Here is a 24,805-nt window from a genome sequence, read left to right as displayed (position 1 = left end):
GATCAACGATATATGATCGTTGACCGGCGCTTGGCATCCATCAACAAACGACGGGCTTGGCTCTCGCCTTCCTTGGCCCGCAGTTCGTTTTCCAGCTTGGTGCGCATGGCAATGTCGGACTGGATCTCACGTTTCCCGCAAATGGCAATCATTTCAAAGCCGACCGGGGTCGGGTTTGGGTTGGTTAGCTTGCCGGGCCCCAACTTTTTCACCTGATCAATGATGTTCGGCGGAATTTCGGTTTCAAGCCGCCTTCCGATAGGCTGGACAACAACTTCCTTATATTGACCAAGGACGGAGCCCATGTCCTCGCAGCTGGAGACAGCTTTGCGCATCTGAGCGATTTCCCGGCGGCGCTGGGATTTGAAACCGTTGGAGGAGTTCTTCGGAACAACGACGATCACGCGCTGAAGGTCATATTCAATGGACGTGGCCCGGTCTTCTTCATCGGTTTTGCGAAGGGCCGCGATGATATCGGACTCGTCCACATCGACACCGCCGCTGAACCGGGCCCGGACCAGCTTGCCCCAGATAAGCTGCGCTCGCAGGCGTTTCTTCAGGGTCTCCGCTCTGACACCGCCCTGTCCGAGCGCCTGCGTCAGTCTGGCAGGGGTAAGTTTCACGTTCCGGGCGATGTTTGCATAGGCGTTGTCGACTTCACTGTCGCTGACGCTCATGCCCATGCGGGTCGCCTCACCGACCTTGACTTGGTCGTCGATCAGTTCCTGCACGGCTTCACGCCGGGCAACAGAGGCACTTTTCCGCTGAGTGAGCGTAATGAGCCGGGCGCGCTGGGTGATGTCATAGTCGGTTATCGGCACATCGTTGACGATCACCTTGATTGCCGCATTGGCAGACGGTGCGATTGGCGCTGCCAAGAGTAGAGCCACGAGTGCGGACAAGATGACGAAGCGATTGCGCATGGAACTTCCGTGAGTTTTGGCCATGTTTGACGACACTGGATAACAAAGTGCACGTCAGAATAAAAGAGAAACCCGATGTTTCACAGCATCTGGTTTATTTGGGGCATTCTGGTGGCATGCCAGTGAAATAATAGCCGTTCTTAAAGCAAAATCACTAGTTGTTGATCGCGTTGCTTTGAATCTGAGTATTTCCGAGTGTTCTCAAGCCAACCCGGAAAAACAAGAGGCGATCGGTTGTGTCGCCATCGTTGCGGCTGCGGTCTTCCGAATAAGACAATGAAAGCGAGAAGCCCTCGTCGTCATAGCCGACACCGACGCCGTCCTGAACAATGTTGCTGTTCTGAAGATCGTAGCGCATGGAGCCGAACACACGCCAATTCTCCTGCAGCCGCAAGCTGGCTGAGCCGAGCAACTCTTCGCGCGTATCGTCAATGCCAACATTCGGCTGGGCATCGAGGAAGGCATAGGCGACCGATGAGACCACCGGCCCGTAGATAGCACTGGCTTGAGCTTGCAAACGGTTGATCGAGAAGTCGTCCTTATCGAACCGTGCCTGCGTGCCGAGTTTCACACCGTATTTGGTATCCAGGTACAAGCTGCCGACATAGTCGGACAGATCGGACTCAAGTCCGGAATCTTGTGTCGCGCCAAGAATATCCGGGACCTTGTAGGAGTTCTCGCCAGCGAGATGATAGGAGCGGCCGAAAAGGCCGGTTAGATAGTGGCCGCTGTTCAGTTGAAGCTTGTAGTTCAAGCCCACATTGAGGCGGGTGCCGCCTTCAGCGCGGTCGAAACCGGAAAACTTGTCCGTATCAAACAAGGTGGTTGTGTCGAAGACGATGCTCTGTGCGTCCTCGTTCGGCAGTTCGCCGATGCGCTGTTCGTTCGGGCGGGCGATGATCTGCGCGATCGGCTCGAAAATCTGGTTGCCGCCGTTGAAGCTTGCGATGATCGGATAGCTGTATTCCAGACCGACCGCCGGCATGGCACGGCCCACAAAACTCTCACCTGCGAGAGCTGTAACATCCGCATCCGGAGAGGCCAGGAAGAACAGATCGCCCTTCATATACGCGAACGGCGTAAATGATTGACCAAGTGGGTCGACAAAGGTGCGGCGCCAGGTGCCGTCGACCGACAGACGTGAGAATGTGCCGTCCACTCCGCGGAAGCGGGCATTGGTCCCACCATCAATGGAGAACGCGTCGGTTTCTTCGCGGGTCAAGGATGTGAAGTTCGCAGCGAGTGAAAGCTCGCCATCCAACACAGGGTCTGCAAATACGAAATCGTAGTCGACGACCGGCAGCACAAGGGGTTGTTTGCTCTGCAAGTTGCTTCCAACCGGCGAGAAACCATCCGCGTTGAAGTTGCTCGACGTATAATCTGCCTGAGCGATCTGGAAGCCGTAGGTGTTGAAACTAAGAGCGTTGCGCTCAGTCAGGCCCTCGAAGTAGATCCTAGAGGTTTCGTTCCCGCCCCAGCTTGTGAAGGAATAGTCTTCGAAGAAGGCCCGGTCACTCTTGTAGGTGACATCCCAGCCGAGGTTCCAGGCACCGGTTACATTGAATGTGCCCGTCGTGCGGAAAGCACCGCGCATGTCGCTGTCGGCGCGCTGGGTTTTGAACTGGTCAGGATCAAGCTGATAGATGCCGCCTGCTGACAGCGAAAAGTCGCCCCGCCGGAACTTCTGCCGGAAATCAACGTCGACAAAAAGCCCTTGCCTGGTCAGCGGAGTAAAAGTTGTTGTCAGATCGCGGTGCGGGCTCAAGGCCCAGTAGTATGGAATATTCGCCCCAAACCCGAGCTTGTCCGCAATCACCCAGTTGGGGATTAGAAAGCCGGAATGACGCTTGACGGTCGGGTCAGGCATCGACAGGAACGGCGCATAAAGGACTGGCTGTCCGTAGAACTCGAGCGACGGCTGCTCGAACCGGATCACCTTTTCCTGTTTGTCATGGACAATCGTTTTGGAACGGATGCGCCAGAGCGGTGCTTTGCCAGCTGGACGCGTCGGATTCGTGTAGACGGTGTACACACCATTTTCCACGACTGTGACGTTGCCGTCTTCACGAGTTGCCTGTTCGGCAATCAGCCGCGTTCTGTTCGGCATGTCGATCTGAAGCGAGCGGGCAAAGGCCTGCGCAAAATCTTCCGACATCTGCAATTCTTCGGTCCGAAGAATGTTGCCTTCGGTATCGAGGAAGATGACGTTGCCTGTAGCCGTTAGCTGATGCGTGCCACGGTTAAAAACGATCTGAGCTGCCTGAACCGTGTTGCCGTCGTAGTAGACCTGAACATCGCCGCGCGCGGTGATGATGTCACGGTCGAAATCGTAAGTGAGGTTGTTGGCCTCAAGGAGAAGATCTTCGTCAGCGGACGGGGCTTCGCTGTTGAAAAAATCAAGGTTCTGTGCAGATGCAGAATGCGGGGCCGTCAATATTCCAGCTGACACGGCAAGAGCGCTGACGGCTGCCAAAAGGCATGCACGTCCGGCCCAAGTCTCTGTGTTCAGAAAAAACGGAAACGTCATGCGCCTTACCCGTCTTCCTGATGCAAGAGAATTGTCAAACCCATAAGTACCCCAAATATTCCTGGCGCCCACGCAGCAACCAACGGAGGCACGATTCCCGCCCCTCCGAAGTCCTTGGCCAGTTCCGTAAGAACGTAAAGCACGAACCCGGACAGGATTCCACCCAGAATCATCCGTCCCAATCCACCAAATCGCGAAACTTTAAGGGAAACCGCCGCTGCGATCAGGATCATTGCAATCAACAACAATGGCCGCGCGAGCAGCGATTGATATTGTAGATTGTAACGATAGGCTGGCAAACCCGCGTTTCTCGCCAGTTCGATAAACCGGGGCAGGTTCCAGAATGAAATCGATTCGGGCGACCCGATGCTCTCTCGAACCTCTGTCGCTGTCAGGAACGTACTGATTTGATAGACGCTGTAAGACTGTGGATCGTTTTCGGTGGTGTAGACGATGGCATTGTCGAGATACCAGGTCTCGTTTCCAAGCCGCGCCTGTTCTGCTTCGATCCGCTCACGGAATGTGCCGTCTTCATCGAAGGTAAAGACCGTCACCCTTAAGAGACGTGTCCCGTTGTCCAGAAGCTGAGAAGCGCGCAGCACAGACTCTCCATCGAGGCCGTCTTGACGGACCCAGACCTCTCCGGAGCTCTGCAACAAGAAGGTCTGATCGGCCCCGAACAATCCGGCAGCAGCTTCCTCTGATTTTTGCTGAAGGTAGACCGCAGCGGGATTGTAGACCGTGATTGAGAACACCCCGAGGAAAAGACCAACCAAAACGGCGGGAGTTGAAAACTGCCAAACCGAAATGCCAGCCGCCCGGGTTACGACCAGTTCCAAGGCGCGGCTGAGTGTGACGAAGGCTGCGATTGCACCAAACAGAACCGTAAATGGGATGACCTGCTCCAGAAGGAGAGGGACCCGCAGGAGCGATATGTAGGCGACCCGCATCACGGTGAAGCCCTCTCTGTCGCTGCCGCGCCGGACAAGTTCCAGCACATCGAACAGGAAGAGCAGCACCGCGGCGAACAGGAAAAGGCCAAGGATCGCTTTGATAAAGCGGCCGGAGAAGTAAACAGAAAGGGTCCGCCCCAGGATCATGAAGCGCTCCCGGCACGGTTCTTGGTCAATTTTGCGGTGATTGCTTCAACCCAGTCTCCGATCATGAGCTGGAACCGTTGGAGGGCTTGAGACTGTTTGCCCTGGTGCCCGCGGAGGATCGAAACAAGGGCGATGCCACCGCCCAGAACCGGAACCACATACCGCATCGCATAAAGCACAGCGGTATCATTGGAGATAGCCGTAATGCCAAAGCCGGTTGTGCGCAGAAGAACGCAGCAGGTGATGGCGCCCACAATCGCCATGCCGCGCCCCTGCCGGGTCGTCCGTGCAACGCCTAGGAATGCAAAAACTATCAGAGCAAAGGACAAGCAATAGAGCGGCAAACTGAACCGCTCATGAATTTCTGCCCGAAGCCTCTCTGGGTGTGTGACCGCGAAGTAATCATTTCCGGGCGGGCCAAGGAGGTTTGCAGTGCTTCTCTCGCTCGGCTTGAAGACCGGTTCACTTGCTTCGGGGATCAGGTTGGACAAATCGAAGGCATAGGACTGAAATCGGACGATCGACATATCACCGACCTGTTTCGGCCGCCGCTGGATCGTGCCGTTCTGCATGACCAGCAATGTCCGGCCGGCTGCCTCGATGATATTTCCGGTATCAGCCTGATAGGTAAAGGCTGTGTCTGGGTCCCGCGTGTCATGCATCAAAAGACCATCGAGCGTTCCTTTGCCAGACCGGTTTCGGATGTGGAAGGTCAAGCCTTCCTCCACGTTGATGAAGCGCCCTGGTTTGACGATGTTGGCAACGAGATCTGCGCGCACACGCGTGATTTCCGTTCGAAGCTGGGCAAGGCCGGCGGGCGCGACATAGAGCGAAAAGGCAGACACCAGCAGCATGATGATTGTGGCAAACACAAGCACGGGCTTGAGCACCAGAAACCTGGATCCACCGCTTGCATCAATCACGATCAGCTCGCTGTCGCCGGAGAGCGCGTTTAGAACCAGTATGAGCGCGATCATGAGCGCAAAGGGCGCGACCGTGACAATCAGAAACGGCAACGCCAACATTGTGATGCCGATGAACTGGACGATTGTCTGCCCCTTGGACGTCACCAGGTCCAGCTGCCGGAGCGCCTGCGTTGCCCAAACGACCCCCGTCATGGCGGCGAGCGTGAGCGTGAACGCATAGGCGGTGCGCCGAATGATATAGCGTTCCAGCGTGTTCATGGCAGCTGCCGGATACTCCGTACAAATCTCATAAAATTTGACTTTATGCTCAATAACACGGGATGTGGTGAATGGCCCATGAAAGAAGATGGTTAATATACATTAATTTGCAACTGATCTTGCCGAAAACGCTTTAAAACGCCATCATTTAGCAATCTAGGGATATCTCCCGGCCAGGACACAACGCTGTCCTGTTTCACATCCTGATGACTTTGACCGACCTGCAAGGACAAACGATGACCAAGCTGAACAAAATCTCCTTTTCGAAAATCGACGCTCCGTCAAAGGGGATTGTGGTCGCTTTGGCAGGCGAAGCATTGGCAACTGGAGCTGCCACCTCAGGACTCGTCGGTGATTTGACGGGTGGTCTGGCGAATGTCGCGGAAATCGGAGGGTTTTCCGGAAAGAAAAAGACCAGCCTCGACCTTGTCGCACCCGGTGGTCTTTCACTCGACCGGCTGATCGTCTTTGGAACAGGTGCGATGGACGGGCTCACCCGCGATGACTGGCGCGCATTCGGCGGCGCGGTGTTTGCCGCCCTTAAGTCTGCCAAGGCAGAGGCGGCGACAGTCGTTCTTGAAGCCCCGGAAGGCAAGGAGCTGGATGCGGAGCTTGCAGCTGAATTTGCAATGGGTGCCAAACTGCGCGCTTACGAATTCGACAAGTACAAGTCCAAAAAGGACGACGACAAGGCGAAGAAAACGCTCAAATTAACCCTTCAAGTTGCAGATCCCAAAGCCGCGCGAAAAGCCTGGACCACGGCGGAGGGCATTGCCGATGGGGTGATCCTGGCCCGTGATCTGGTCAACGAGCCGGCAAACGTTCTTGGGCCGGTCGAATTCGCCGCCATGGCTTCAGAATTGGAAGCGCTTGGTGTTGAGGTCGAAATCCTCGGCGAAAAGGAGATGAAGAAGCTCAAGATGGCAGCGCTCTTAGGGGTTGCTCAAGGCTCGGTCCGTCCGCCGCGCCTTGCCATCATGCGCTGGAACGGCGGCAAGAAAGGCGCTGCTCCCGTCGCCTTGGTGGGCAAGGGCGTGGTTTTCGATACCGGCGGGATCTCCATCAAACCGGCTGGCGGTATGGAAGATATGAAGGGCGACATGGGTGGTGCCGCGGCCGTAATTGGGGCCTTGCACGCAATTGCGGCCCGCAAGGCCAAGGCAAATGTGGTGGGTGTCATCGGTCTTGTCGAAAACATGCCGGACGGCAACGCACAACGGCCCGGCGACATCGTGACCGCCATGTCCGGAACGACCATCGAGATCCTGAATACAGACGCCGAAGGCCGTCTCGTTCTGGCCGATGCCATGTGGTACACGCAGGAAAAATACAAGCCGGCAATCATGATCGACCTTGCGACACTGACCGGTGCGGTCCTGGTTGCACTCGGCAATTTGAACGCTGGTCTTTTCTCAAACAATGATGAGCTTGCCGACAACCTGTTGGATGCGGCCAAGGCCAGTGGTGAGCCGCTCTGGCGTCTGCCGTTGTCGAAGGATTACGACAAGCTCATCGACACGCCGAATGCTGACGTGAAGAACACCGGAGGGCGATGGGCCGGATCCATCACCGCCGCGCAGTTCCTGCAGCGCTTTTCCAACGATGTGCCTTGGGCGCATCTGGACATTGCCGGCACAGCATTTGGAGCGCCAAAGGATGACACATGCCAGAGCTGGGCGTCCGGCTACGGCGTTCGCCTGCTCAACCAGCTGGTGGCCGATCACTACGAGAGCTGATTGAAAAGAGCTGAAAACAAAGAAAAACCCGCCAAATTGGCGGGTTTTTCATGGACTGGGAAGTCCGGAAAATCAGCAGGTCTTATAGGCCTGACATGCGGTCGCAGGTTCGACCAGGAAACCCATGCCGACAGTGGCTCCAGCTACACAGGCCACCAATCCGCAAAACACAACTACTCGTGCAAGCATACACTATCCCCATCTTGGCCGGGTCGGGAAACCGTACCCCAGCCATAACGCCAGATCTTGAAAGATCGTCCCCGGCGGTAAGCCTAACGAACGGTTATTTTCGGAAGGTTAATGCAACGACTCGGCTAAGGTGTCCACGGTCGGTTTTGTGTGGATGCAATTTGCCGCCCCGCCTGTGGCCGAGCTGCATCACTTATGACCGCCAGCGCATGATAGTGCTGTGCATGGTGACTGATTGTGGGTCTTCAAAAAGGTGTTGTTGAAACCTTATGAGCGTTGAAGTTGTCTTTTATCATCTCCTGCACAAGCCGCTGGAGTTGGCCCTGCCGGAACTTCTTCAAAAGTGTCTGGACCGTGACTGGAAAGTGGTTGTGCAAACCGGATCCCAGGAGCGGTGCAATGCGCTCGATGCACATTTGTGGACCTATCAGGACGACAGCTTTCTGCCGCACGGCACCAAGGCCGATGGATATGCGGAACATCAGCCGATCTACCTGACCTTCGAGCAGGATAATCCGAACGAGGCGGACGTCCGCTTTCTCGTGAACCGGGCCGCACCACCAGCGCTCGACCTTTATAAACGCGCGATCTACATGTTTGACGGCAATGATCAGGGGGCGGTCGAAGAGGCGCGGATGCGCTGGAAGGAAGCCAAATCCTCCGGTTTCCAGATCGCTTATTGGCAGCAAACGGAAGCGGGCGGCTGGGAGCGCAAGGCATGAGCGACAAGACGGTTCACTCCGACAGTACATTCATGGCGCGCCGGGATGCGGCACGGCACCGGATTGATGAACTGACCGGTGCCAAGGGCGGCGTGGCCGATGACCGGCTGGGCTGGTTCCATTCGGTTTACCGCGAAGCTGGCGGCGATCCGGCCGCTGTTCCGTGGGCGGATTTGGCGCCCAAAGAGGCGATCGTTGAATGGCTTGCAGATAATCCAGGCGAGGGCAGTCGCGCCATAGATATCGGCTGCGGCCTTGGCGACAATGCCGAGGCGCTTGCAGCGGCGGGCTACAAAACGGAAGCGTTCGATCTGTCGGAAGACGCTATTTTGTGGGCGCAAAAGCGGTTTCCGGACAGTTCTGTTTCCTACCGTACCGCAGACCTCTTTCGGTTGCCGGACGGGTGGCAAGGCGCGTTTGATCTGGTTCAGGAGTGCTACACCATTCAGGCGCTCGATGGCGATTTGCGCACCAAGGCGGTTGAGGTCATGGCTGGTCTGGTCGCCCCGGGGGGACGGCTGCTTCTGATCAACCGCTGCCAGGATGAAGACGGAAAGGCGCAAGGTCCGCCATGGCCGATGAAACCATCTGAATGGCGGCGTTTTGAAACGTTCGGTCTGAAAATGGTCCGGGAAGAGTTTTATGAAATTGAGCGTCCGGGCCGGACCATTCCGCACGTCCGGGCAGTATTTTTTCGTACTAGTTAAACGAGTTCCTTAGTCCAGTTCTGGTAACAATGCTTCAGACCAAAGGGGTGTCTCTCAGTTCGCAGTTGACCGGATGAATTCCGGTCGATGCCGGATGATAGAATGCTTCCGGTGTTTCGATCAATTGAAGTGTGCAGTCTAAGGAAATAGTTGTCGCCGGTTTGTCGGCAAAGGCTGCAAGTATACTGCGCCATCATGTGGAAACTGCCTCAGAGGCAGGGAAATTCTTTGCATTGACCGCGTTGCTGCCGCTAAGTGAAGCGCTGCCGGGTTCATTGACGGTTGGCAGCTGGGTTAAGCTCTTTTAGGGGATGGGAAATGGGATTCTTTGATTTTGTGAAAGATGCGGGCAAGAGCCTATGGGGCGATGATGAGGCACCGGAAGACAGCGCCAAGGCGATTGAAAAGGAAGTCGCCGAACTTGGTCTTGATGGCGACGTAAAAGTCGAAGTCGAAGGCGACACCGTGAAAGTTGCTGGAGCTGCACCAACCCAGGAAGCGCGTGAAAAATTGATCCTAGCGGTCGGCAACGTACTGGGTGTTGCTAAGGTCGAAGAAGAGATCGAAGTGGCCACCGCCGAGCCGGAAGCCAAGTTCCACACGGTGGAAAAAGGTGACACGCTCTGGGCAGTTTCTGAAGAAGCCTATGGCAATGGTGCCAAATACGAGGCTATTTTCGAAGCCAACAAGCCGATGCTCTCTCATCCGGACAAAATCTATCCGGGTCAGGTCTTGCGCATTCCGGCACTTTAAGTCGAGACAAAAAACAGGTTGAGGAGATTTGCCCGTGACCCAAAAACTGAAAATCTCCTCAGCCGAGCTTGTCGCCCAGGCGCGGGCGCAAATCGAGGAAATCGAAGCGAAGGACGCCATAGAGTTTGTCGAGGATCCGCGCGTTCAGTTCGTCGATCTCCGGGACATCCGTGAGCGCAAGCACTCCGGCTACATTCCGGGCAGTTTTCACTGTCCGCGCGGCATGGCCGAGTTCTGGGTCGATCCGGAAAGTCCTTATTTCAAAGAGATTTTCGGAGAGGACAAGAAGTTCGTTTTCCACTGCGCCGCCGGCTGGCGCTCGGCGCTGACAGTTGCGACCCTGAAATCCATGGGCTTTGAAGCTGCCCACATCACCGACGGTTTCGCCGACTGGGTCAAACAGGGCGGTCCGGTCGAAAAGGACGATTGAGCTGAAGCGAACTTGTCACCTTCGACTCCAGCATCGTGCTTCTGCAGCGTTTGATTAGGCACAGTGCGATAACACAGCACACCGGTCATCCCCGATTCATTCGGGGATCCAATCCACTGCTCCGCGCATTCCGATTTATTGTTCGGATAAAGAATTGCCACTCGGTTTGTACGCGTTCCCGCGGACACGGGTGCCAATGGATCCCCGCACAAGGCGGGGATGACCGCAGAGAATAGGGGAAGGCTCTTTCAAAGGCCTTTGCCCGTCAAGCGGCGATTTTCGCCAGCAGTTCCGGCACCTTGCCGATGTGGTCGATCTGGTAAAAACGCTCGGAGGCCTCCGGAACATCGGCCTCTTCCAGCGCCCGGGTCTGGCCGAAGGGCACATGTGTTCCAAAAGAGCCCGCGGCGAGCGCCGGCAGCACATCGGACTTCAGCGAGTTGCCGATCATCATGGCCTCTTGCGCCCCCGTGCCGTGGCGCTGGAACAGTGTCTCGTAAGTTTCCGGTGTCTTTTCGGAAACGATCTCCAGAGCGTCGAAATAGCGGTCGAGCCCCGACCCGGTGGCCTTGCGCTCCTGATCGAACAGATCACCCTTGGTGATCATGATCAACCTGTAGCGGCCTTTGACCGCCTTCAGCGTCTCCAGAACATAGGGCAGGGGCGTTGCCGGTTCGCTCAAGATTTCCCGTCCGGCGTCCAGGATCTGCGCCACCACGTTCGCCGGGACCCTGCGGTCGGTGACCTCTATCGCGGTCTCGATCATCGACAGGGTAAAGCTCTTGATGCCGTAGCCATAGTGCAGGATGTTGCGTTTTTCCGCCGCCAGCAGCCGGTCCTTCAGGCCTTGCGGATCGGTGTACTCGGCCAGCAACTCGGCGAACCGGTCCTCCGTCAGCCGGAAGAGGTGTTCGTTGTGCCAAAGCGTGTCATCGGCATCAAACCCCAGCGTGGTGATTTTTTCGCGCACGGTTGTCTCGTCTCATCCCAAGGCCGCTTGGCAGCAGCCGTTCCCTTTGCGCGAGAACCATAAGGCAGCGCCGTCAAAATCATGTGTGCCGGGTGAGGAGGATTAAAGGCTTTGTGGCAAGGATTTGTTAGGGAGTTCGGGACCGAACAGCGATATTGGATAAGCCTGCACCATGTCACATCGGACATGGTCCGAGGGTTCATGACGTTTCGTTTCCAAACGCGGCGTCCTTAGGGTGTGTCACGGCAAGTGACCTGTGCCTCTCGCCGGTTGGTCCACAAAGTCTTAATCATGCACGTCATACTCTAATGGGGCTATCCAATATACCTCGGGTATTTGTGTCGCTGTTTCTGCAGATTCGCTTCCTGTCTCTTTCCTAGAAAAGGCCTGCCCATGTCGATTGAAGATGAGCCCGGCACTGACAGTCTTTACGACAAGCCGCACGTCTATTTCCTCGTACCATACAATGCCGACGTTGACGCGGAACAAGATGAACTTGGAGCAATGCTCCGCCTTGGGGAATATAGCGACGTTGAAGAAACTGCCCGATTGGACGGTTTTATTGATGAGTACTATCCGGATCAGCACATTCAAGATTCAGCGGCTGATGGCAAGACATCGACCGAAGTAGCCGCAGGAGAAAAAGACTATGCCAAGGGCATCCTTTTAGCCTGTGATGGGCGCATTCTATTGAAAACCCGAGAAAGAATGTACTCGGACACAGCGGATTTTCATCAAAGAACCCGTGGGACGTACAAACTGATCATTGACGATACATACACGGTTACCGTGTCCGGAGACGTATCAATCACGTCAACGACTGGTGATATCAACGTAAAGGCATCTGCTGGCGAGATTGTGTTTGAAAGCGGTACCGACAAAGACATCATCTTACGCGCAGGCACGAGCACAAATGGCGATGCAACAGGAATGATTTATGAATACTCAAAAGGTCATTACAAGAGCATTCTGGGGGAGGAGTACAAGGTCAGTGAAACAGAGAATACGTTCACAAAAGGTACATCCAACAATTTTTATTTCGGTGCAAAAAGCACGATCAATGGTGACGCCGACTTTACTCTGACGGTCGGCGCATCTGCCCTTGTGAAGCCTTTACTTAACTTAACGATTACGGGGATCGATATTTCGTTTGCGGCGTCTAAAACAGATCTCAAGAATGTCTATCTTGCAGTACGGGGCGTGCAAACAGAAAGCCAAGCACTAAAAGCGTCGATTAGAAGCTTGAAGTCAGAAGTGAACGCCCTTCACACCGACACTTCGGAACTGCGCAACGAAACGGCGATGCTGACAACGAGTGCAGAGGGAGTTGTTTCGAAAATCAACAGCATGGACGCCGAGATCACCGAATTGAAGGCGGTGATTTGACGGACGGATGGGCCGGGTGGGTGCAGCGCTTTTCTTCGGCTTCTGACAACACTCCTTATGCCCGGACACCGATCCGGGGATCCTTGTCGTTTCTCATCCGCCCGGTAAGCCATGCTGAGGGGGCAGAATTCACTGTTTGGATGCCCGAAGCAAGTTCAGAGATGACGAGGAAAGAGGCACCGGAACATTATTCACCCCTCGAACCAAAGCAGCGGAGAACTCACCCCGCCTCTTCAAACTCCGCTGACAGTTCCAGCCAGTCTTCTTCCGTTTTGACCAGTTTTTTCTCGCAAAAGGCGCGTTCCTTGGCGAATTTGGCGGCGCGCTCGGGATCTGTCTGGAAGAACTCCGGATCGGCAAGCATGTCGTCGATCTTGGCGATCTTTTCTTGCAGGCGTGCCATTTCCTTTTCCGCCGCATCGATCTTTTGTTTCAGCGGTTTCAGCTGGCTGCGCTTTTGGGCCGCTTCCCGGCGTTTTTCCTGGGCGCTGGCCGCGTCGGCCTCGGCCGCCACCGCCTTGTCGCGCGCCTTTTGTGCCGCTTCCGGGCCTTGCAGGATCAGCCGCTTGTAATCCTCCATGTCACCGTCATAGGGCTCGACCTTGCCACCCGCCACCAGCCACAACCGGTCGGCGCAGGCTTCGACCAGATGTCGGTCGTGGCTGATGAGAACGACCGCGCCCTGATACTCGTTCAAGGCCATAACCAGCGCTTCGCGGCTGTCGATGTCCAGGTGGTTGGTCGGCTCATCGAGAATGAGGAGATGCGGGCCGTCGAAGGTCGCAAGGCCAAGCAGCAACCGGGCCTTTTCACCCCCCGAGAGGTCCTTTGCCGGTGTTTCCTGGCGGTCGGTCGGCAAGCCAAAACGGGCAACGCGCGCGCGGACCTTGGCTTCCGGAGCGTCCGGCATCAGGGCGCGCACATGGGCCACCGCGCTTTCTTCCGGGCGCAATTCATCGAGTTGGTGCTGCGCGAAGAAGGCGATCTTCAGCTTGGTTGCCTTGGTGATTTCCCCGTCCATCGCGCCGAGCCGGTTGGAAATCAGCTTGGCAAAGGTCGACTTGCCGTTGCCGTTGGCACCAAGCAGAGCGATCCGGTCATCAGTGTCGATGTTCAGCGTCAGACGGGAGAGGATCTTGGTGTCGCCATAGCCGGTTGAGACACCTTCCAGCTTGATGATCGGCGGGGCGAGACGGCCTTCCGGATCCGGGAAATGGATCTGCTTGGAGCTTTCTTCCGTCAGCGCTGCGATCGGCTCCATCCTTTCCAGCATTTTCAGCCGGGCCTGTGCCTGGCGGGCTTTGGAGGCCTTGTAGCGGAAGCGGTCAACAAACGCCTGCATGTGCTTGCGCTGGGCGTCCTGTTTCTCCTTGGCCTTTTCTGCGAGGATCATCGCTTCGCGGCGCTGCCGGTCAAAGCTGTCATAGCCGCCGGAGTAATAGGTCATCTTGCCGCGATCGAGATGAACGATGCTGTCCACGGCCTTGTTCAGGAGATCCCGGTCGTGGGAGATCAGCAGTACCTGGTGCGGATAGCGCGCGACATAGTTTTCCAGCCAAAGCGTTCCCTCCAGATCCAGATAGTTGGTCGGCTCGTCAAGCAGCAACAGATCCGGCTCGGAGAACAGAACCGCAGCGAGCGCCACCCGCATGCGCCAGCCGCCGGAAAAGGCCGAGCAGGGCCGTTGCTGGGCGGCGGCGTCAAAGCCGAGACCGGACAAAATGGCTCCCGCCCGCGCTTCTGCCGTATGCGCACCAATGTCGGCAAGCCGGGTATGGATTTCTGCGATTTTCTCCGGATCGGTCTCAGTCTCTGCCTCGGCTAACAGTTTGGTGCGTTCCGTGTCGGCGGCGAGCACCACTTCCATCAAGGTGTGTTCCGTGCCCGGGGCTTCCTGGGCCACCTGGCCGATGCGGGCGCGTTTCGGGATCTGGACAGAACCGGTTTCCGACGAAAGGTCCCCGGTGATGATCTTGAAGAGCGTCGATTTGCCAGCCCCGTTCCGGCCGACAAGGCCAGTCTTGGCCTTGGCGGGCAGGGTTACGCTGGCTTTGTCGATCAGGAGACGGTCCCCGATCCGGTAGGTAAGATCCGATATTTGCAACATGGGCCGGATCAATGGCCGAGCAGCGCAGCGGATGCAAGCGGAAAGCGGATAAGGCGGGTCTGCAGGCTGCAACCTGTGGCAAAGCTGCAAGAGCACACAATAGGCGAGGACGGATTACTGCCTAATTGTCGTACTTCAGATCGGTGAGATAGAGTTCGGCCAGCCCGCCTAAAAACTCATGGCACAAGATTACTTCCCGCGTGTTCGGATCCCAGAAGGCATTTTCGACCCCGCAACTCGCCGCACGGAAGGTGACGCGTTCCGGCAGATCATAAAATGTGTCGAGTTCATCGGCGACCTGTTCCAGAATTTCCGCTTCCCTTAAGAACAGGGCCACGCTTTCCAGACCCTTGGGGGCCGGGTCGTGCACTATTGCGATCCGGCCGGCCGGTGTATCGCCATCGCGGAGATAGGGATCGGTAACGGCCTCCCAGGATGCAGCCGTTTGTTCATAATCGAAGGCGCAGGTCTCGATGCGCTCCTCCGGCAGATCAAGATCACGGGCAAGATCCAGGAATGCGTCTTCATCCGCGCCGACCATCAGGCACAAGATCCGGTAGCCGCGTTGTTCATCGAGATCATGTTCGCCGTAAAAGACAAGATCGTCGCTGCCGAGTGAGGCAACCAGGAACCAGCCGATCATCGCATTGATCAGCAGAAGATCCGTCTCGTCATCGTCAGCAGCCAGCATGGACAAGGTCGCGAGATTGTCGACGGCGTCTTCTTCCTGGCCAAGGACCGGGATGTTGAGTTCGGAAACCAGCATATGCCCGGCTTCGTGATAGGCTGCAAAGAGCGCATTGCCACCGACAAACACCAAGAGGTCTTCCAGATCTTCTGAAGGCAGTTCTGCCAGCCGGGCGTCCTGGGTGGCGAAGCTGTTGGCGTGGACCCCAGTGGTTGGCGCGACAGCTACAATCCCGCTAAGCAAAACCAATCCCGCTGTTGCGCGGCGCGCCCAAAGCAAAGGATGGAAACGGGTCAGAAACTGGCGCATTCAGCGAACCTTGTTTGGGCAGACACGATTGAGATTTCACCAGATTAGGCGGCAATCCAACTGATGGCCAGCGGGCAAAAGGCGCAGGCAATCGGTCATCGACATGAAAATGTCATGCCATGTCCCCCTTGCGGGCGGGGCAAGGCCCCGTTATTAAGGCCGCGAAATTTTAAAAAGATGCAGGATACGGCGGTGTTGCCGGTCCTTTCCTCAAAATCGAGAAAGACGAGACTATGGCGATTGAACGCACGTTTTCCATGATCAAGCCGGACGCAACCAAGCGCAACCTGACCGGTGCCATCATCAAGAAGTTCGAAGACGCAGGCCTACGCGTTGTTGCCTCCAAGCGCGTTTGGATGTCCATCCGTGAAGCAGAAGCGTTCTACGCTGTTCACAAAGAGCGTCCGTTCTTCGGCGAACTGACTGAATTCATGTCTTCCGGCCCGACCGTTGTTCAGGTTCTGGAAGGTGAAAACGCTATCGCGAAGAACCGTGAAGTCATGGGCGCAACCAACCCGGCAGATGCTGACGAAGGCACCATCCGCAAGGAATTCGCTCTGTCCATCGGCGAAAACTCTGTTCACGGCTCCGACGCTCCGGAAACCGCTGCAGAAGAAATCGCTTTCTGGTTCTCCGGCACCGAGCTGGTCGGCTAATTTCTCTTTAGCTGATTGAATTTGAAAGGGCTGGCCGCAGCAAGTGGCCGGCCCTTTTTGTGTTTGGGAAGCCTCCTGCCACTCCCACTGCGACGCCCTGGGCTTGATCCGACGCCATGCTTGAACGCTGGTCACAGGTCCCGGCGCAAGGCCGGGACGGCGGAGGCGTGAAAAACGCACCGATACATTCCGTTACACTTCCATACCGGTTTGGGACAGCATCTGCTTGACGATGCAGCCATATTGAGTGTGTCTTGGGCTTAAGACACGGGAGACAATGAAATGCGCAAGTCTGCATTTCTCATGTGTGCACTGGCTGCCTCACCAGCCGCAGCGCATGACAGTTCGGCGCCTTTGACAGGTGAAGAAGCGCTTGAACATCACCACCTCGGAGAAGATGTTTTGGAGCTTCTGATTCCGGAAGCCGAAGCCTCAGCGAACATCACGGTGGATGGCAACACACGGCGGATCCGCGCCAATGGTTATCCGGTCAAGAAACCGGGCACCTTCCCGAACCGCAACAATCCGCATTCAATTTCCAAAAAAAACTACAATCTGAAAGTCCCGCTCACTCCCCGCAAGACTGGCCGAGCATCAAACGCCCAAGGGGCTGTGTTCGGCATTGCGATCAACGGCGTGGTTATGGATCCCGGTACGGCGGAATACTGGCAGAATGATCGTCGTTCGGGCTGGAATTATGAAGCGCTGGGCGGGGCCTGCAAGTTGGGGCTCGACAAGTACAATGCCCATGTGCAGCCGGATGGGACTTATCACTATCACGGCATTCCGACCGGGGTTCTGGCCGCTGAAGGCGGTAATTCCGTTCCCGCGTTGATCGGATGGGCAGCGGATGGATTTTCGATCTACGGGCCGTATGGCTATTCGAACTCTGAGCAGAAATCGGCGGTGAAGAAGCTGAAAAGCAGTTATCGGGTTAAGAGCGGAACCCGTCCAAACGGGCCGGGCGGGCGTTACAATGGCAAATTCACCCAGGACTGGACCTATGTGCCAGGGGCGGGGGATCTGGACCAGTGCAACGGCCGTTTCGCCGTTACCCCGGAATATCCGAACGGTACCTATCACTACGTCTTGACCGACAGTTTTCCTTACATTCCCCGCTGCTGGATGGGATCTGCGGACAGCAGTTTCAAGCGCTTGAAACGCCGCGCGGATGGGGGAGTTGATGATGCCGAAAGCCAGTTTGCAGAGCTTGCAGCTGATCCCGAAAACAGTGTGCCGACAATCGATTTCACGGCAATGGCGGACAACAGCGGAGCGGCTCTGACACTAATCCAAGCACAGGGTGGCCACCGACCCCGGTTCCTTCAGGGCGGTCATCGCCCGCCACCCCCGGGGGTTGGGCCGCGTCATGGTCAGCGCCGGCAAGGTGGCCGCGGCCCTTGCAGTGGCAGCTGAATAAGGAGACAAGGGTGCGTGGGCATGCGCACCCTTGTCATCTTTGGACAGTGTGCTCTGCCCACGGATTGAAACTGGGGGCTTTTATGAAATCAATTTTTTTACCGGCACTCTTTGCGGGCGTGTTGGGCACAGCGCATGTTCAGGCGGCTGACAATGCCGGGGCCAGTTTTCTAGAACGATGGGATGTAAACAACGACGGCGCTGTCTCCCTCGAAGAAGCCGAAAAGCGCAGGCAAGCTCTGTTTGCAAAGCTTGATGCCAACAAGGATGGCTTTCTGGACAGCGACGAGTTTACCGTCAGCGCGGAAACCGGGGTAGCTTCCGGGGCCGAAGACACGTCCATGTTGATGGGGCTCGACCTGAACGACGTCGACGGCGACGGCAAAGTGTCAGCCGGTGAATTCATGTCGAATTCTGGCACCTGGGTCGACCTGATGGACGAGAACAAGGATGGTGTGGTCAGTGCCGAGGAATTTCAGACCAAATGGCACGACCGCGATGCACGCATCAAGTTGCGCTAACACATGCGGGTCTGCTCTCTCGCAAATGTCACCCGAACAAAGCTGTGCTTGACGGTTGTGCGCGTGAAAAGGGATAAGGATCGCTCGTGTTCAAAGACCGGAATGATCCATGACGCAGCAGCCGCCAAAATCTGCCTTTTCCGCCTGTCCACATGATTGCCCCTCCACCTGCGCGCTGGATGTTCATTTCTATCCCAATGGCGATGTGAAGCGGCTGAACGGCGCGAAGGACAATGCCTATACCGCCGGTGTTATCTGCGCAAAGGTCGCCCGCTACGCCGAGCGGCTTTATCACCCGGAGCGCTTGCTGAAGCCCTTGCAGCGGGTCGGCAAGAAAGGGGAAGGGCGGTTTGAGGAAATCTCCTGGGACACCGCACTCGAGCTGATTGCCCAAAAATTCCTGGAAGCAGAAGCTGAATTCGGCGCCGAGAGCGTCTGGCCGTATCACTACGCCGGGACCATGGGGCTGGTGCAGCGCGACAGCATTCACCGCCTGCGCCACGCCAAGGGCTACTCCCGCCAGTTCGACAGCTTCTGCACCAACATGGCCTGGACTGGATATGTCGCAGGCACCGGCAAACTGGCCGGGCCTGACCCGCGCGAAATGGCCGTCTCAGACCAAATCGTGATCTGGGGCACCAACGCGGTTGCAACGCAGGTCAACGTCATGACCCACGCGATCGCCGCTCGAAAGGCGCGCGGGGCGAAGATCATTGTCATCGACGTCTACAAGACCGAGACCATGAAACAGGCGGATGTTGGCCTGATCTTGAAACCGGGGACCGATGCCGCACTTGCCTGTGCAATCATGCATGTGCTCTTCCGGGATGGCTTTGCCGATTGGGATTATCTGAGCAAATACACGGACTTCCCGAAGGAACTGGAATCACATCTTCAAACGCGGACACCAGAATGGGCAGCCGCGATCACCGGTCTTGAGGTGGCTCAGATCGAAGAGGTTGCCCGGATGATCGGTGAGGTCAAGAAGACCTTCTTCCGTCTCGGCTACGGGTTCACCCGCGCACGCAACGGCGCGGTGGCCATGCACGCGGCCGCCTCCATCGCAGCGGTCACCGGCGCCTGGCAAGTTGCGGGCGGCGGTGCCTTTCACAACAATGGGGCGATCTACCAACTGAACAAGGAGATGATCGAGGCGAACAGCCTGATCGATCCATCTGTCCGGATGCTGGATCAAAGCCTGATTGGGCGTATTCTGACGGGTGATCAGGACGCGTTGTTGGGCGGGCCTCCGGTCAAGGCTATGCTGATCCAAAACACCAACCCGATGTCGGTCGCCCCGGAACAGGAGCTAGTGCGCAAGGGGTTCGAGCGTGAGGATCTCTTCACCGTCGTCCACGAGCAGTTTATGACGGAAACGGCCGAAATGGCGGATATCGTCTTGCCCGCAACGCAATTCCTCGAGCACGACGATATCTATAAAGGCGGCGGCCATCAGTATCTTTTGCTTGGTCCAAAGGTGGTCGAGCCGCCTGAAGGGCCAAAGGAAAACCTGTTTGTTTTGAATGAGATCGCAGTTCGCGTTGATTCAAAATCTCATGAAGGATTTGAGAAGAGTGCGCGCGACCATATCGCCTGGATGCTGGAAAATTCCGGCTATGGCACCTTGCAGAATTTGGAAGCAAACAAGTGGATCGATCTGCAACCCGATTTTGCCGAGGCGCATTACCTGAACGGCTTCGGTCATGCGGATCAGAAATTTCATTTTAAACCGGACTGGGGCCGCTCCGCTGCCCCCAACAAGCCAGCTGGCGATCCCTTCGGTCCGTGGCAGCAAATGCCCGAATTTCCAGATCAGTGGGATGCAATTGAAGCCGCAAACGAAGAATGCCCGCTACGGCTGGTGACGGCGCCGGCACGCTCGTTCCTGAATTCCAGCTTCAACGAGACCGACGGCTCGCGCAAAAAGGAGGGTCGGCCGGAAGTCTGGCTGCGGCCTCAGGATGCCGAAACGTTCGGAATAGCCGATGGCGCCATGGTGAAGATGGGCAATGCGCGCGGCGCAGTCACGCTGCACGCGCGGTTTGTTGAGACGGTCGCACCGGGCACGGTGATTTCGGAAGGCATCTGGCCGAACGAGGCTTTTGAGGATGGCCGCGGCATCAACACGCTTACCGGTGCCGACCCGGTCGCCCCTTACGGCGGTGCAGCCTATCACGACACAGCCGTTTGGGTGCGGGCGGTTTAGGGAAAGTCTCCAAAGGCTTTCGTCACGCAATCAGTGTTACTCCGGCCCACCTCGATCACCTGATAACACCTTTTTTGAGGTCAATGGAGACCGGATGGGTTTCTGCGCGCACATGTGGGCCGATGAGCGGGTCGTTGAACTTCAAAAGTGATCAAGGATGACCTTGATTTTCAAACTGTTAGAGTTTTTGTCTAGAAAGGCCCAGGGGCGCGCGGCTCACCGATTTCATACTGAACGTTTTTTATCTGATTGGAGTGGCAATATATGAAACCAAGCCAACTCATTTGCAGGACATTTTTTCTGCTTTTTATTGCACTTCTTTCAATTCCAGCCAGGGCATCATCGTCTGATGTCGCGGGGCAGACAGTTCCATGGTGGTCAAGCCCTGGTGAGACGGACACAACAGCGTTTTCTGCGCTCGTGCTCCTGTTTCTTTTGTTGTTTGCTGTCTTCCATATGTACGCGCGGTTCGATCGGTTCGCGGAGAAGCACAATGAAGGAACACCCCTTCAGACCACAATTCCGACCCTCCTGATGATTGCGTTTGCGTATGAGATTTTCCCGCCTTTGAGCCATTTCAGTATTCTCCTACCGCTTTCCTTGATTGCGACGGCTCTCGCACGGGATCTGATGCTCTGGTTTGAGCCGATGAAAGAACACACGCTGAAGGGGGAGCTTGAGGGAATCATGCTCGAAGAGCTGCGGCATGAGCATCTTGGTGAACACGACCGGGACGGCAAACGGGTCCGAACCGCACCCAAACAAGCCTCCGGCCAAATGGTGACAGCAGAGCCCGATAATCTTGAACCTGAACGGCCAGATACACCGCCCCCAACACCAGTAACACCTTCAGGTGAATCCAAAGGAGGAACTGGCAATGATTGAGTTGACCGTTACCTCAATCCCGTTCGTCCTGCGGATCCTTTATCTGCGCTGGCGCGGCATTCCGATCACACTCTACAATGTTCACATTGCGCTCTTTGCCTGGCTGGCATTGGCGTTCGCAGTGTTCTTCACCGTCTTTTATTATTATCCAAAGTCCTACACGGGGTTTGTACCGTTCCGCACAGTACCCGTTGTCAGCGAGAATGGCGGTACCGTGACCCAGATTTCCGTCGACAACGGAACCAGGGTGGAGCCGGGACAGGTTCTCTTTACCGTGAGCGACGAAACGGAACAGGCTGCGGTTCGGACCGCCGAGCTGAAGCTGGCCGAAATCGACAAGGCTTTTGCTCTTGCCCAAGCGCAGGTCCGGTCCGCGCAGGCTTCTCTGGATCGGGAAGAGGCTGTGTTGCAGCAGGCAGTCGAGGTTTTTGAAGACCAAGAGGAGCTGCGGGTCCGCCAGTCTGCTGCTTACACCGCGACCCGTTATGAAGCGGCTGTTGCTGATAGGGATGCGGCTCAGGCAAAGGTTTCCCAGGCACAGGCGATGCTTGATGAGGCGAACCTTCAGCTTGAAGAGGTTATCCCGGCTCAGCGGGCCAGTGCCGAGGCGGAGTTAAAGCAGGCGCAAGTGGAACTCGAGAAAACCGTTGTCCGCTCTCAGGTGGACGGAATGATCGATCAATTGACCCTGCATGTAGGAGCCAGAGCGTCCCAGATCGCGACAAACCCGGCCATGATCATCATTCCGGACCGGGATCCGGAGCATCCAAGGCGTGTCCTTGCGGGCTTCTCTCAGGTTGCTCGATCGGTCCTTTATGTCGGCATGCCGGCAGAGGTTGCATGTGACACGAACTTCAATGTTGCGATGGTTGATTCCGTTCTTCCCGCGCGAATTGCAGGGATCCAGCCGGAGATCGCTGCGGGTCAGATAACCGCGACCGGCCGTTTGCTGGAACCTTCCCAGTTTTCGGTCAGAGGTGAAGTTACCGTGCTCCTTGAAATGGTTCACCCGGAACACGAGCAGCTTCTGGTCAACGGCAGTGGATGTATCGTGCAGACCTATGATCGCAATTTTGGTCATGGTCTGGCCGGCCACGTGTTGAGCGGGCTCGGGATCATCAAGGCTTGGGGGCTGCGGATCAAAGTTTGGATCGCTTTGGTCACCGGTGTCGGACTGGCCGGCGGCGGACACTAGAGATTGGGCACCCTTAAATCCCGTCCGGCCCCCTCCCTCGGGATTGAGGGGTGGGGCGGGGCCGGATGGGCGGTGCAGCCGGTTCAATGCCTGTGGGAAGGTATCGAAACGGCATTCCCGATCGTGATGTATTCGAAGGAAACGCAGTTACATCGGCCGCATGGCCACCTTTGAATGCGGGAGGCTAAGCGCCGCTTTATATCTGTTTAGCTCGCGGCTTTGCTGGTCGAGCTGGTGTCTGGTTCGACGTCGTCGGCCGTCACCAGGCGGCCTTCCTGGGCCTTGTAGAAATACTGGCTTGCGATCAGCCAGCCTTTCAGTGGGCGCAGCATTGGAATGCAGGTCAACAGGATCAGCGGCAAGGTTGTGATGAGGTGCACCCAGTAGGGCGCGGTAAACGCGATTTCCAACCAGATGCCGAAAGCCACCGCGGGGATGCAGCCAAAGCAAATGACGAAAAAGGCCGGGCCATCGGCCGGGTCGGCAAAGCTGTAATCGAGACCGCACACCTTGCAACCCTTGGCCATGGTGAGAAAGCCGTCAAAAATTTTGCCTTCACCGCAGCGGGGGCAGCGGCCACGAATGCCGGTTTGAAGCGGGGGCAGTTTGGGCCAGTGTTGCTGTGTGCTCATGTTTGAAGCCTTTCCGGTCAGGTCTTCTCCTGTCCGCTATATGCAGTCAATTTTAAAATTGACGTCATTTTGTCTGCAGTCAATATCTCAAAAATGAACCTGTTTCGCAAGCAGGGCCGGTGCGGCATTTTGGTTCTGCCGGGAACTCGGCCAATCAGAAATAGGCGGACGCCTGTTCCGGGGAGCTGTCCAGGAGGCCCGCGATCGTCTCCAGTGTCGTGTTCAGATTGGCGCGCGCGATAGGGCCGCCCAGACACAGGCGTACAGCCTCTGCCGATGAGCCGGCGACTGTAAACGCATCACTTTCTGTCACGCCGATCTCGAGGCCGCGCAGCTGGCTTGCAAAGCTTGAGCGGGTCCAGCCGTTGGTAAGTGAGAGCCACAGATGAAAACCGTTCGGGTCTGTGCGGTGCGTCAGGTCCTGAAAACAGTGCGCGGCAAGCTTTTGCCGCTCCGCGCATTCTCTGGTGACGGCCGCGCAGATTTCTTCCGCTGTTCCGTCCAGGATCCACTGCGTTGCTAGCGCAACGGTGAGCGGGGCAGGCATCACCTGGCTTGTGCGCAATGCACGGGAGACTTGCCAACCGGCCTTCTTTGTCGGCGCTTGCACGTAGGCAAGACGAAGCCCCGCGCCGAGGGTTTTCGACAAGGAGCCGATGTACCATGTGTTCCGGGGGGCGAGTGCCGCCAGCGGCGGTGCAGCGGAGGGCAGCAAGGGGCTGTAAGGATCATCTTCCAGGATAGGCACACCATACCGGGCCGCGATATTCGCGATAGCGCGGCGCCGTTCCTCCGGCATCGTGTATGTGGTCGGGTTTTGGATCGTTGGATTGAGGTATAGCGCTCTCAGGTCACCTGTTTTGCATGTCTTTTCCAATGCATCCGGCACAATTCCGTCGTCATCCATGTCCAGACCGGTCAGATGCAGACCCATTTGGGCCGCGAGAGATCTTATGCCTGGATAGGTGATAATCTCGCACGCGATATGATCGCTCGGATTTGTCAGTGTCGTCAGGATCGCGGCAAGTGCTGCCTGGGCTCCGGGCGCAACCAGAATGCAGTCAGTGTCTGGCGCCAGGCCAGCCTGGCGCAGCCAGAGGCTGGCCGCTTCTACGTCTTGCTCTGAGCTCTCAAAGGTCTGATAGCGCATCAGGCTAGGAAGATCGGCAGAGAGCACGCAAAGGCTCTTCTGCATCTTCGCCTGAAGCTCGGGGGCATTAGGCTCAGGCGGCAGGTTCATGGAAAAATCAGGAGCAGCCATTCGCATGGGGTTTTGCGAAAGCACGCCGATCGGGAGCGTGTTCTTGTCTCCGGAGACAAATGTGCCGCTGCCGACGAGCGAGGAGATGACGCCTCTGCGGCGCGCTTCATTATAGCCCCGGGCGACGGTAGTGAAGTCCAGCCCAAGCTGAACGGCCAGCCGCCGCTGTGCAGGCAGCCGGTCTCCGGTTTTCAAGACGCCCGATGCAATGTCCTCCTCAATGCTGTCTGCAAGCGCGAGGTAGCGGGGCGCTGCGCTGCGGCTGAGGTCAGGGCACCAGTCGGTCATTGTCGATCACT

General features: G+C 56.7%; 21 protein-coding genes. 12 read left to right on the top strand and 9 right to left on the bottom strand.

Annotation, left to right across the window (positions count from 1 at the left end; translation table 11 throughout):
* Positions 1-2: 2 nt before the first annotated feature.
* From AC0J4F_RS19255 to lptF, 4 genes are all read right to left on the bottom strand, one after another.
* Entirely contained in the window at positions 3-923 is a 921-nt protein-coding gene (locus tag AC0J4F_RS19255; RefSeq protein WP_209002443.1) for a peptidylprolyl isomerase, read from the bottom strand.
* Positions 924-1,077: 154 nt separating this feature from the next.
* Positions 1,078-3,450 carry an LPS-assembly protein LptD gene (locus AC0J4F_RS19250; RefSeq protein ID WP_133950322.1) on the bottom strand — a complete coding sequence of 791 codons (2,373 nt, stop codon included), beginning with the start codon at positions 3,448-3,450 and terminating at the stop codon, positions 1,078-1,080.
* Positions 3,451-3,455: 5 nt separating this feature from the next.
* Positions 3,456-4,550: an LPS export ABC transporter permease LptG gene (gene lptG / locus AC0J4F_RS19245; RefSeq protein WP_133950320.1), complete on the bottom strand. Its 1,095-nt coding sequence runs from the start codon at positions 4,548-4,550 to the stop codon at positions 3,456-3,458.
* Complete coding sequence (gene lptF / locus AC0J4F_RS19240; protein WP_133950318.1) at positions 4,547-5,734, bottom strand: LPS export ABC transporter permease LptF; 1,188 nt, start codon at positions 5,732-5,734, stop codon at positions 4,547-4,549. The genes lptG and lptF overlap by 4 nt, the downstream gene beginning before the upstream one ends.
* A 236-nt stretch (positions 5,735-5,970) precedes the next feature.
* Here lptF and AC0J4F_RS19235 point away from each other — a divergent pair, with 236 nt between their 5' ends.
* The 5 genes from AC0J4F_RS19235 to AC0J4F_RS19215 all read left to right on the top strand — a co-directional run bounded on the left by AC0J4F_RS19235 (position 5,971) and on the right by AC0J4F_RS19215 (position 10,271).
* Positions 5,971-7,470 carry a leucyl aminopeptidase gene (locus tag AC0J4F_RS19235; protein ID WP_473024372.1) on the top strand — a complete coding sequence of 500 codons (1,500 nt, stop codon included), beginning with the start codon at positions 5,971-5,973 and terminating at the stop codon, positions 7,468-7,470.
* A gap of 458 nt (positions 7,471-7,928) precedes the next feature.
* Positions 7,929-8,381, top strand: a complete 453-nt coding sequence (locus tag AC0J4F_RS19230) for a DNA polymerase III subunit chi (protein WP_473024371.1) — start codon at positions 7,929-7,931, stop codon at positions 8,379-8,381.
* Complete coding sequence (locus AC0J4F_RS19225; protein ID WP_473024370.1) at positions 8,378-9,088, top strand: class I SAM-dependent methyltransferase; 711 nt, start codon at positions 8,378-8,380, stop codon at positions 9,086-9,088. The genes AC0J4F_RS19230 and AC0J4F_RS19225 overlap by 4 nt, the downstream gene beginning before the upstream one ends.
* A 318-nt stretch (positions 9,089-9,406) precedes the next feature.
* Complete coding sequence (lysM, locus tag AC0J4F_RS19220) at positions 9,407-9,841, top strand: peptidoglycan-binding protein LysM (RefSeq protein WP_473024369.1); 435 nt, start codon at positions 9,407-9,409, stop codon at positions 9,839-9,841.
* A gap of 34 nt (positions 9,842-9,875) precedes the next feature.
* On the top strand, positions 9,876-10,271 hold the full coding sequence (locus tag AC0J4F_RS19215; RefSeq protein WP_473024368.1) for a rhodanese-like domain-containing protein: 396 nt from the start codon (positions 9,876-9,878) through the stop codon (positions 10,269-10,271).
* Positions 10,272-10,536: 265 nt separating this feature from the next.
* Here the strand turns inward: AC0J4F_RS19215 and AC0J4F_RS19210 are convergent, their stop codons facing one another.
* Positions 10,537-11,241 carry an HAD family hydrolase gene (locus AC0J4F_RS19210; protein ID WP_133950305.1) on the bottom strand — a complete coding sequence of 235 codons (705 nt, stop codon included), beginning with the start codon at positions 11,239-11,241 and terminating at the stop codon, positions 10,537-10,539.
* 393 nt (positions 11,242-11,634) lie between these two features.
* Between AC0J4F_RS19210 and AC0J4F_RS19205 the strand changes: the two genes are divergently transcribed.
* Positions 11,635-12,627 (top strand): hypothetical protein, encoded by a 993-nt coding sequence (locus AC0J4F_RS19205; protein ID WP_133950303.1) that lies wholly within the window; start codon positions 11,635-11,637, stop codon positions 12,625-12,627.
* A gap of 220 nt (positions 12,628-12,847) precedes the next feature.
* Here the strand turns inward: AC0J4F_RS19205 and abc-f are convergent, their stop codons facing one another.
* Both abc-f and AC0J4F_RS19195 read right to left on the bottom strand, forming a co-directional pair.
* Positions 12,848-14,734 carry a ribosomal protection-like ABC-F family protein gene (gene abc-f / locus AC0J4F_RS19200; RefSeq protein WP_473024367.1) on the bottom strand — a complete coding sequence of 629 codons (1,887 nt, stop codon included), beginning with the start codon at positions 14,732-14,734 and terminating at the stop codon, positions 12,848-12,850.
* A gap of 121 nt (positions 14,735-14,855) precedes the next feature.
* Positions 14,856-15,731 (bottom strand): DUF4344 domain-containing metallopeptidase, encoded by an 876-nt coding sequence (locus AC0J4F_RS19195; protein ID WP_133950295.1) that lies wholly within the window; start codon positions 15,729-15,731, stop codon positions 14,856-14,858.
* 233 nt (positions 15,732-15,964) lie between these two features.
* On the opposite strand from AC0J4F_RS19195, the gene ndk reads away from it, so the two are divergent.
* From ndk to AC0J4F_RS19165, 6 genes are all read left to right on the top strand, one after another.
* Positions 15,965-16,387, top strand: coding sequence for a nucleoside-diphosphate kinase (gene ndk, locus AC0J4F_RS19190; protein WP_133950293.1), 423 nt, complete (start codon positions 15,965-15,967; stop codon positions 16,385-16,387).
* A gap of 282 nt (positions 16,388-16,669) precedes the next feature.
* A complete protein-coding gene (locus AC0J4F_RS19185) occupies positions 16,670-17,803 on the top strand; it encodes a YHYH protein (RefSeq protein ID WP_473024366.1) in 1,134 nt (377 codons plus the stop codon).
* A gap of 86 nt (positions 17,804-17,889) precedes the next feature.
* The gene (locus tag AC0J4F_RS19180; RefSeq protein WP_473024365.1) at positions 17,890-18,327 is read left to right on the top strand and encodes an EF-hand domain-containing protein; all 438 of its coding nucleotides are present in this window, start codon (positions 17,890-17,892) and stop codon (positions 18,325-18,327) included.
* A gap of 109 nt (positions 18,328-18,436) precedes the next feature.
* Positions 18,437-20,533 carry a molybdopterin-containing oxidoreductase family protein gene (locus tag AC0J4F_RS19175; RefSeq protein ID WP_473024364.1) on the top strand — a complete coding sequence of 699 codons (2,097 nt, stop codon included), beginning with the start codon at positions 18,437-18,439 and terminating at the stop codon, positions 20,531-20,533.
* 456 nt (positions 20,534-20,989) lie between these two features.
* A complete protein-coding gene (locus AC0J4F_RS19170; protein ID WP_473024363.1) occupies positions 20,990-21,418 on the top strand; it encodes a hypothetical protein in 429 nt (142 codons plus the stop codon).
* A complete protein-coding gene (locus AC0J4F_RS19165) occupies positions 21,411-22,613 on the top strand; it encodes an HlyD family secretion protein (RefSeq protein WP_473024362.1) in 1,203 nt (400 codons plus the stop codon). Before AC0J4F_RS19170 ends, AC0J4F_RS19165 begins: the two co-directional genes overlap by 8 nt.
* 206 nt (positions 22,614-22,819) lie before the next feature.
* On the opposite strand, the gene AC0J4F_RS19160 is transcribed toward AC0J4F_RS19165, so the two are convergent.
* Positions 22,820-23,245, bottom strand: a complete 426-nt coding sequence (locus AC0J4F_RS19160) for a DUF983 domain-containing protein (protein WP_473024361.1) — start codon at positions 23,243-23,245, stop codon at positions 22,820-22,822.
* Positions 23,246-23,399: 154 nt separating this feature from the next.
* Entirely contained in the window at positions 23,400-24,794 is a 1,395-nt protein-coding gene (locus tag AC0J4F_RS19155; RefSeq protein WP_473024360.1) for an aminotransferase-like domain-containing protein, read from the bottom strand.
* Between the last annotated feature and the right edge of the window lie 11 nt (positions 24,795-24,805).

This window comes from Roseibium sp. R5, from assembly GCF_055755305.1.
The sequence above is the reverse complement of the archived record's forward strand: the minus strand, read 5'-3'. Positions and strand labels throughout refer to the sequence as shown.

Coding starts and splice junctions, on each gene's coding strand:
- AC0J4F_RS19255 (WP_209002443.1), bottom strand. CDS start 923: ATGCGCAATCGCTTCGTCATCTTGTCCGCACTCGTGGCTCTACTCTTG.
- AC0J4F_RS19250 (WP_133950322.1), bottom strand. CDS start 3,450: ATGACGTTTCCGTTTTTTCTGAACACAGAGACTTGGGCCGGACGTGCA.
- lptG (WP_133950320.1), bottom strand. CDS start 4,550: ATGATCCTGGGGCGGACCCTTTCTGTTTACTTCTCCGGCCGCTTTATC.
- lptF (WP_133950318.1), bottom strand. CDS start 5,734: ATGAACACGCTGGAACGCTATATCATTCGGCGCACCGCCTATGCGTTC.
- AC0J4F_RS19235 (WP_473024372.1), top strand. CDS start 5,971: ATGACCAAGCTGAACAAAATCTCCTTTTCGAAAATCGACGCTCCGTCA.
- AC0J4F_RS19230 (WP_473024371.1), top strand. CDS start 7,929: ATGAGCGTTGAAGTTGTCTTTTATCATCTCCTGCACAAGCCGCTGGAG.
- AC0J4F_RS19225 (WP_473024370.1), top strand. CDS start 8,378: ATGAGCGACAAGACGGTTCACTCCGACAGTACATTCATGGCGCGCCGG.
- lysM (WP_473024369.1), top strand. CDS start 9,407: ATGGGATTCTTTGATTTTGTGAAAGATGCGGGCAAGAGCCTATGGGGC.
- AC0J4F_RS19205 (WP_133950303.1), top strand. CDS start 11,635: ATGTCGATTGAAGATGAGCCCGGCACTGACAGTCTTTACGACAAGCCG.
- abc-f (WP_473024367.1), bottom strand. CDS start 14,734: ATGTTGCAAATATCGGATCTTACCTACCGGATCGGGGACCGTCTCCTG.
- AC0J4F_RS19195 (WP_133950295.1), bottom strand. CDS start 15,731: ATGCGCCAGTTTCTGACCCGTTTCCATCCTTTGCTTTGGGCGCGCCGC.
- ndk (WP_133950293.1), top strand. CDS start 15,965: ATGGCGATTGAACGCACGTTTTCCATGATCAAGCCGGACGCAACCAAG.
- AC0J4F_RS19185 (WP_473024366.1), top strand. CDS start 16,670: ATGCGCAAGTCTGCATTTCTCATGTGTGCACTGGCTGCCTCACCAGCC.
- AC0J4F_RS19180 (WP_473024365.1), top strand. CDS start 17,890: ATGAAATCAATTTTTTTACCGGCACTCTTTGCGGGCGTGTTGGGCACA.
- AC0J4F_RS19175 (WP_473024364.1), top strand. CDS start 18,437: ATGACGCAGCAGCCGCCAAAATCTGCCTTTTCCGCCTGTCCACATGAT.
- AC0J4F_RS19170 (WP_473024363.1), top strand. CDS start 20,990: ATGTACGCGCGGTTCGATCGGTTCGCGGAGAAGCACAATGAAGGAACA.
- AC0J4F_RS19165 (WP_473024362.1), top strand. CDS start 21,411: ATGATTGAGTTGACCGTTACCTCAATCCCGTTCGTCCTGCGGATCCTT.
- AC0J4F_RS19160 (WP_473024361.1), bottom strand. CDS start 23,245: ATGAGCACACAGCAACACTGGCCCAAACTGCCCCCGCTTCAAACCGGC.
- AC0J4F_RS19155 (WP_473024360.1), bottom strand. CDS start 24,794: ATGACCGACTGGTGCCCTGACCTCAGCCGCAGCGCAGCGCCCCGCTAC.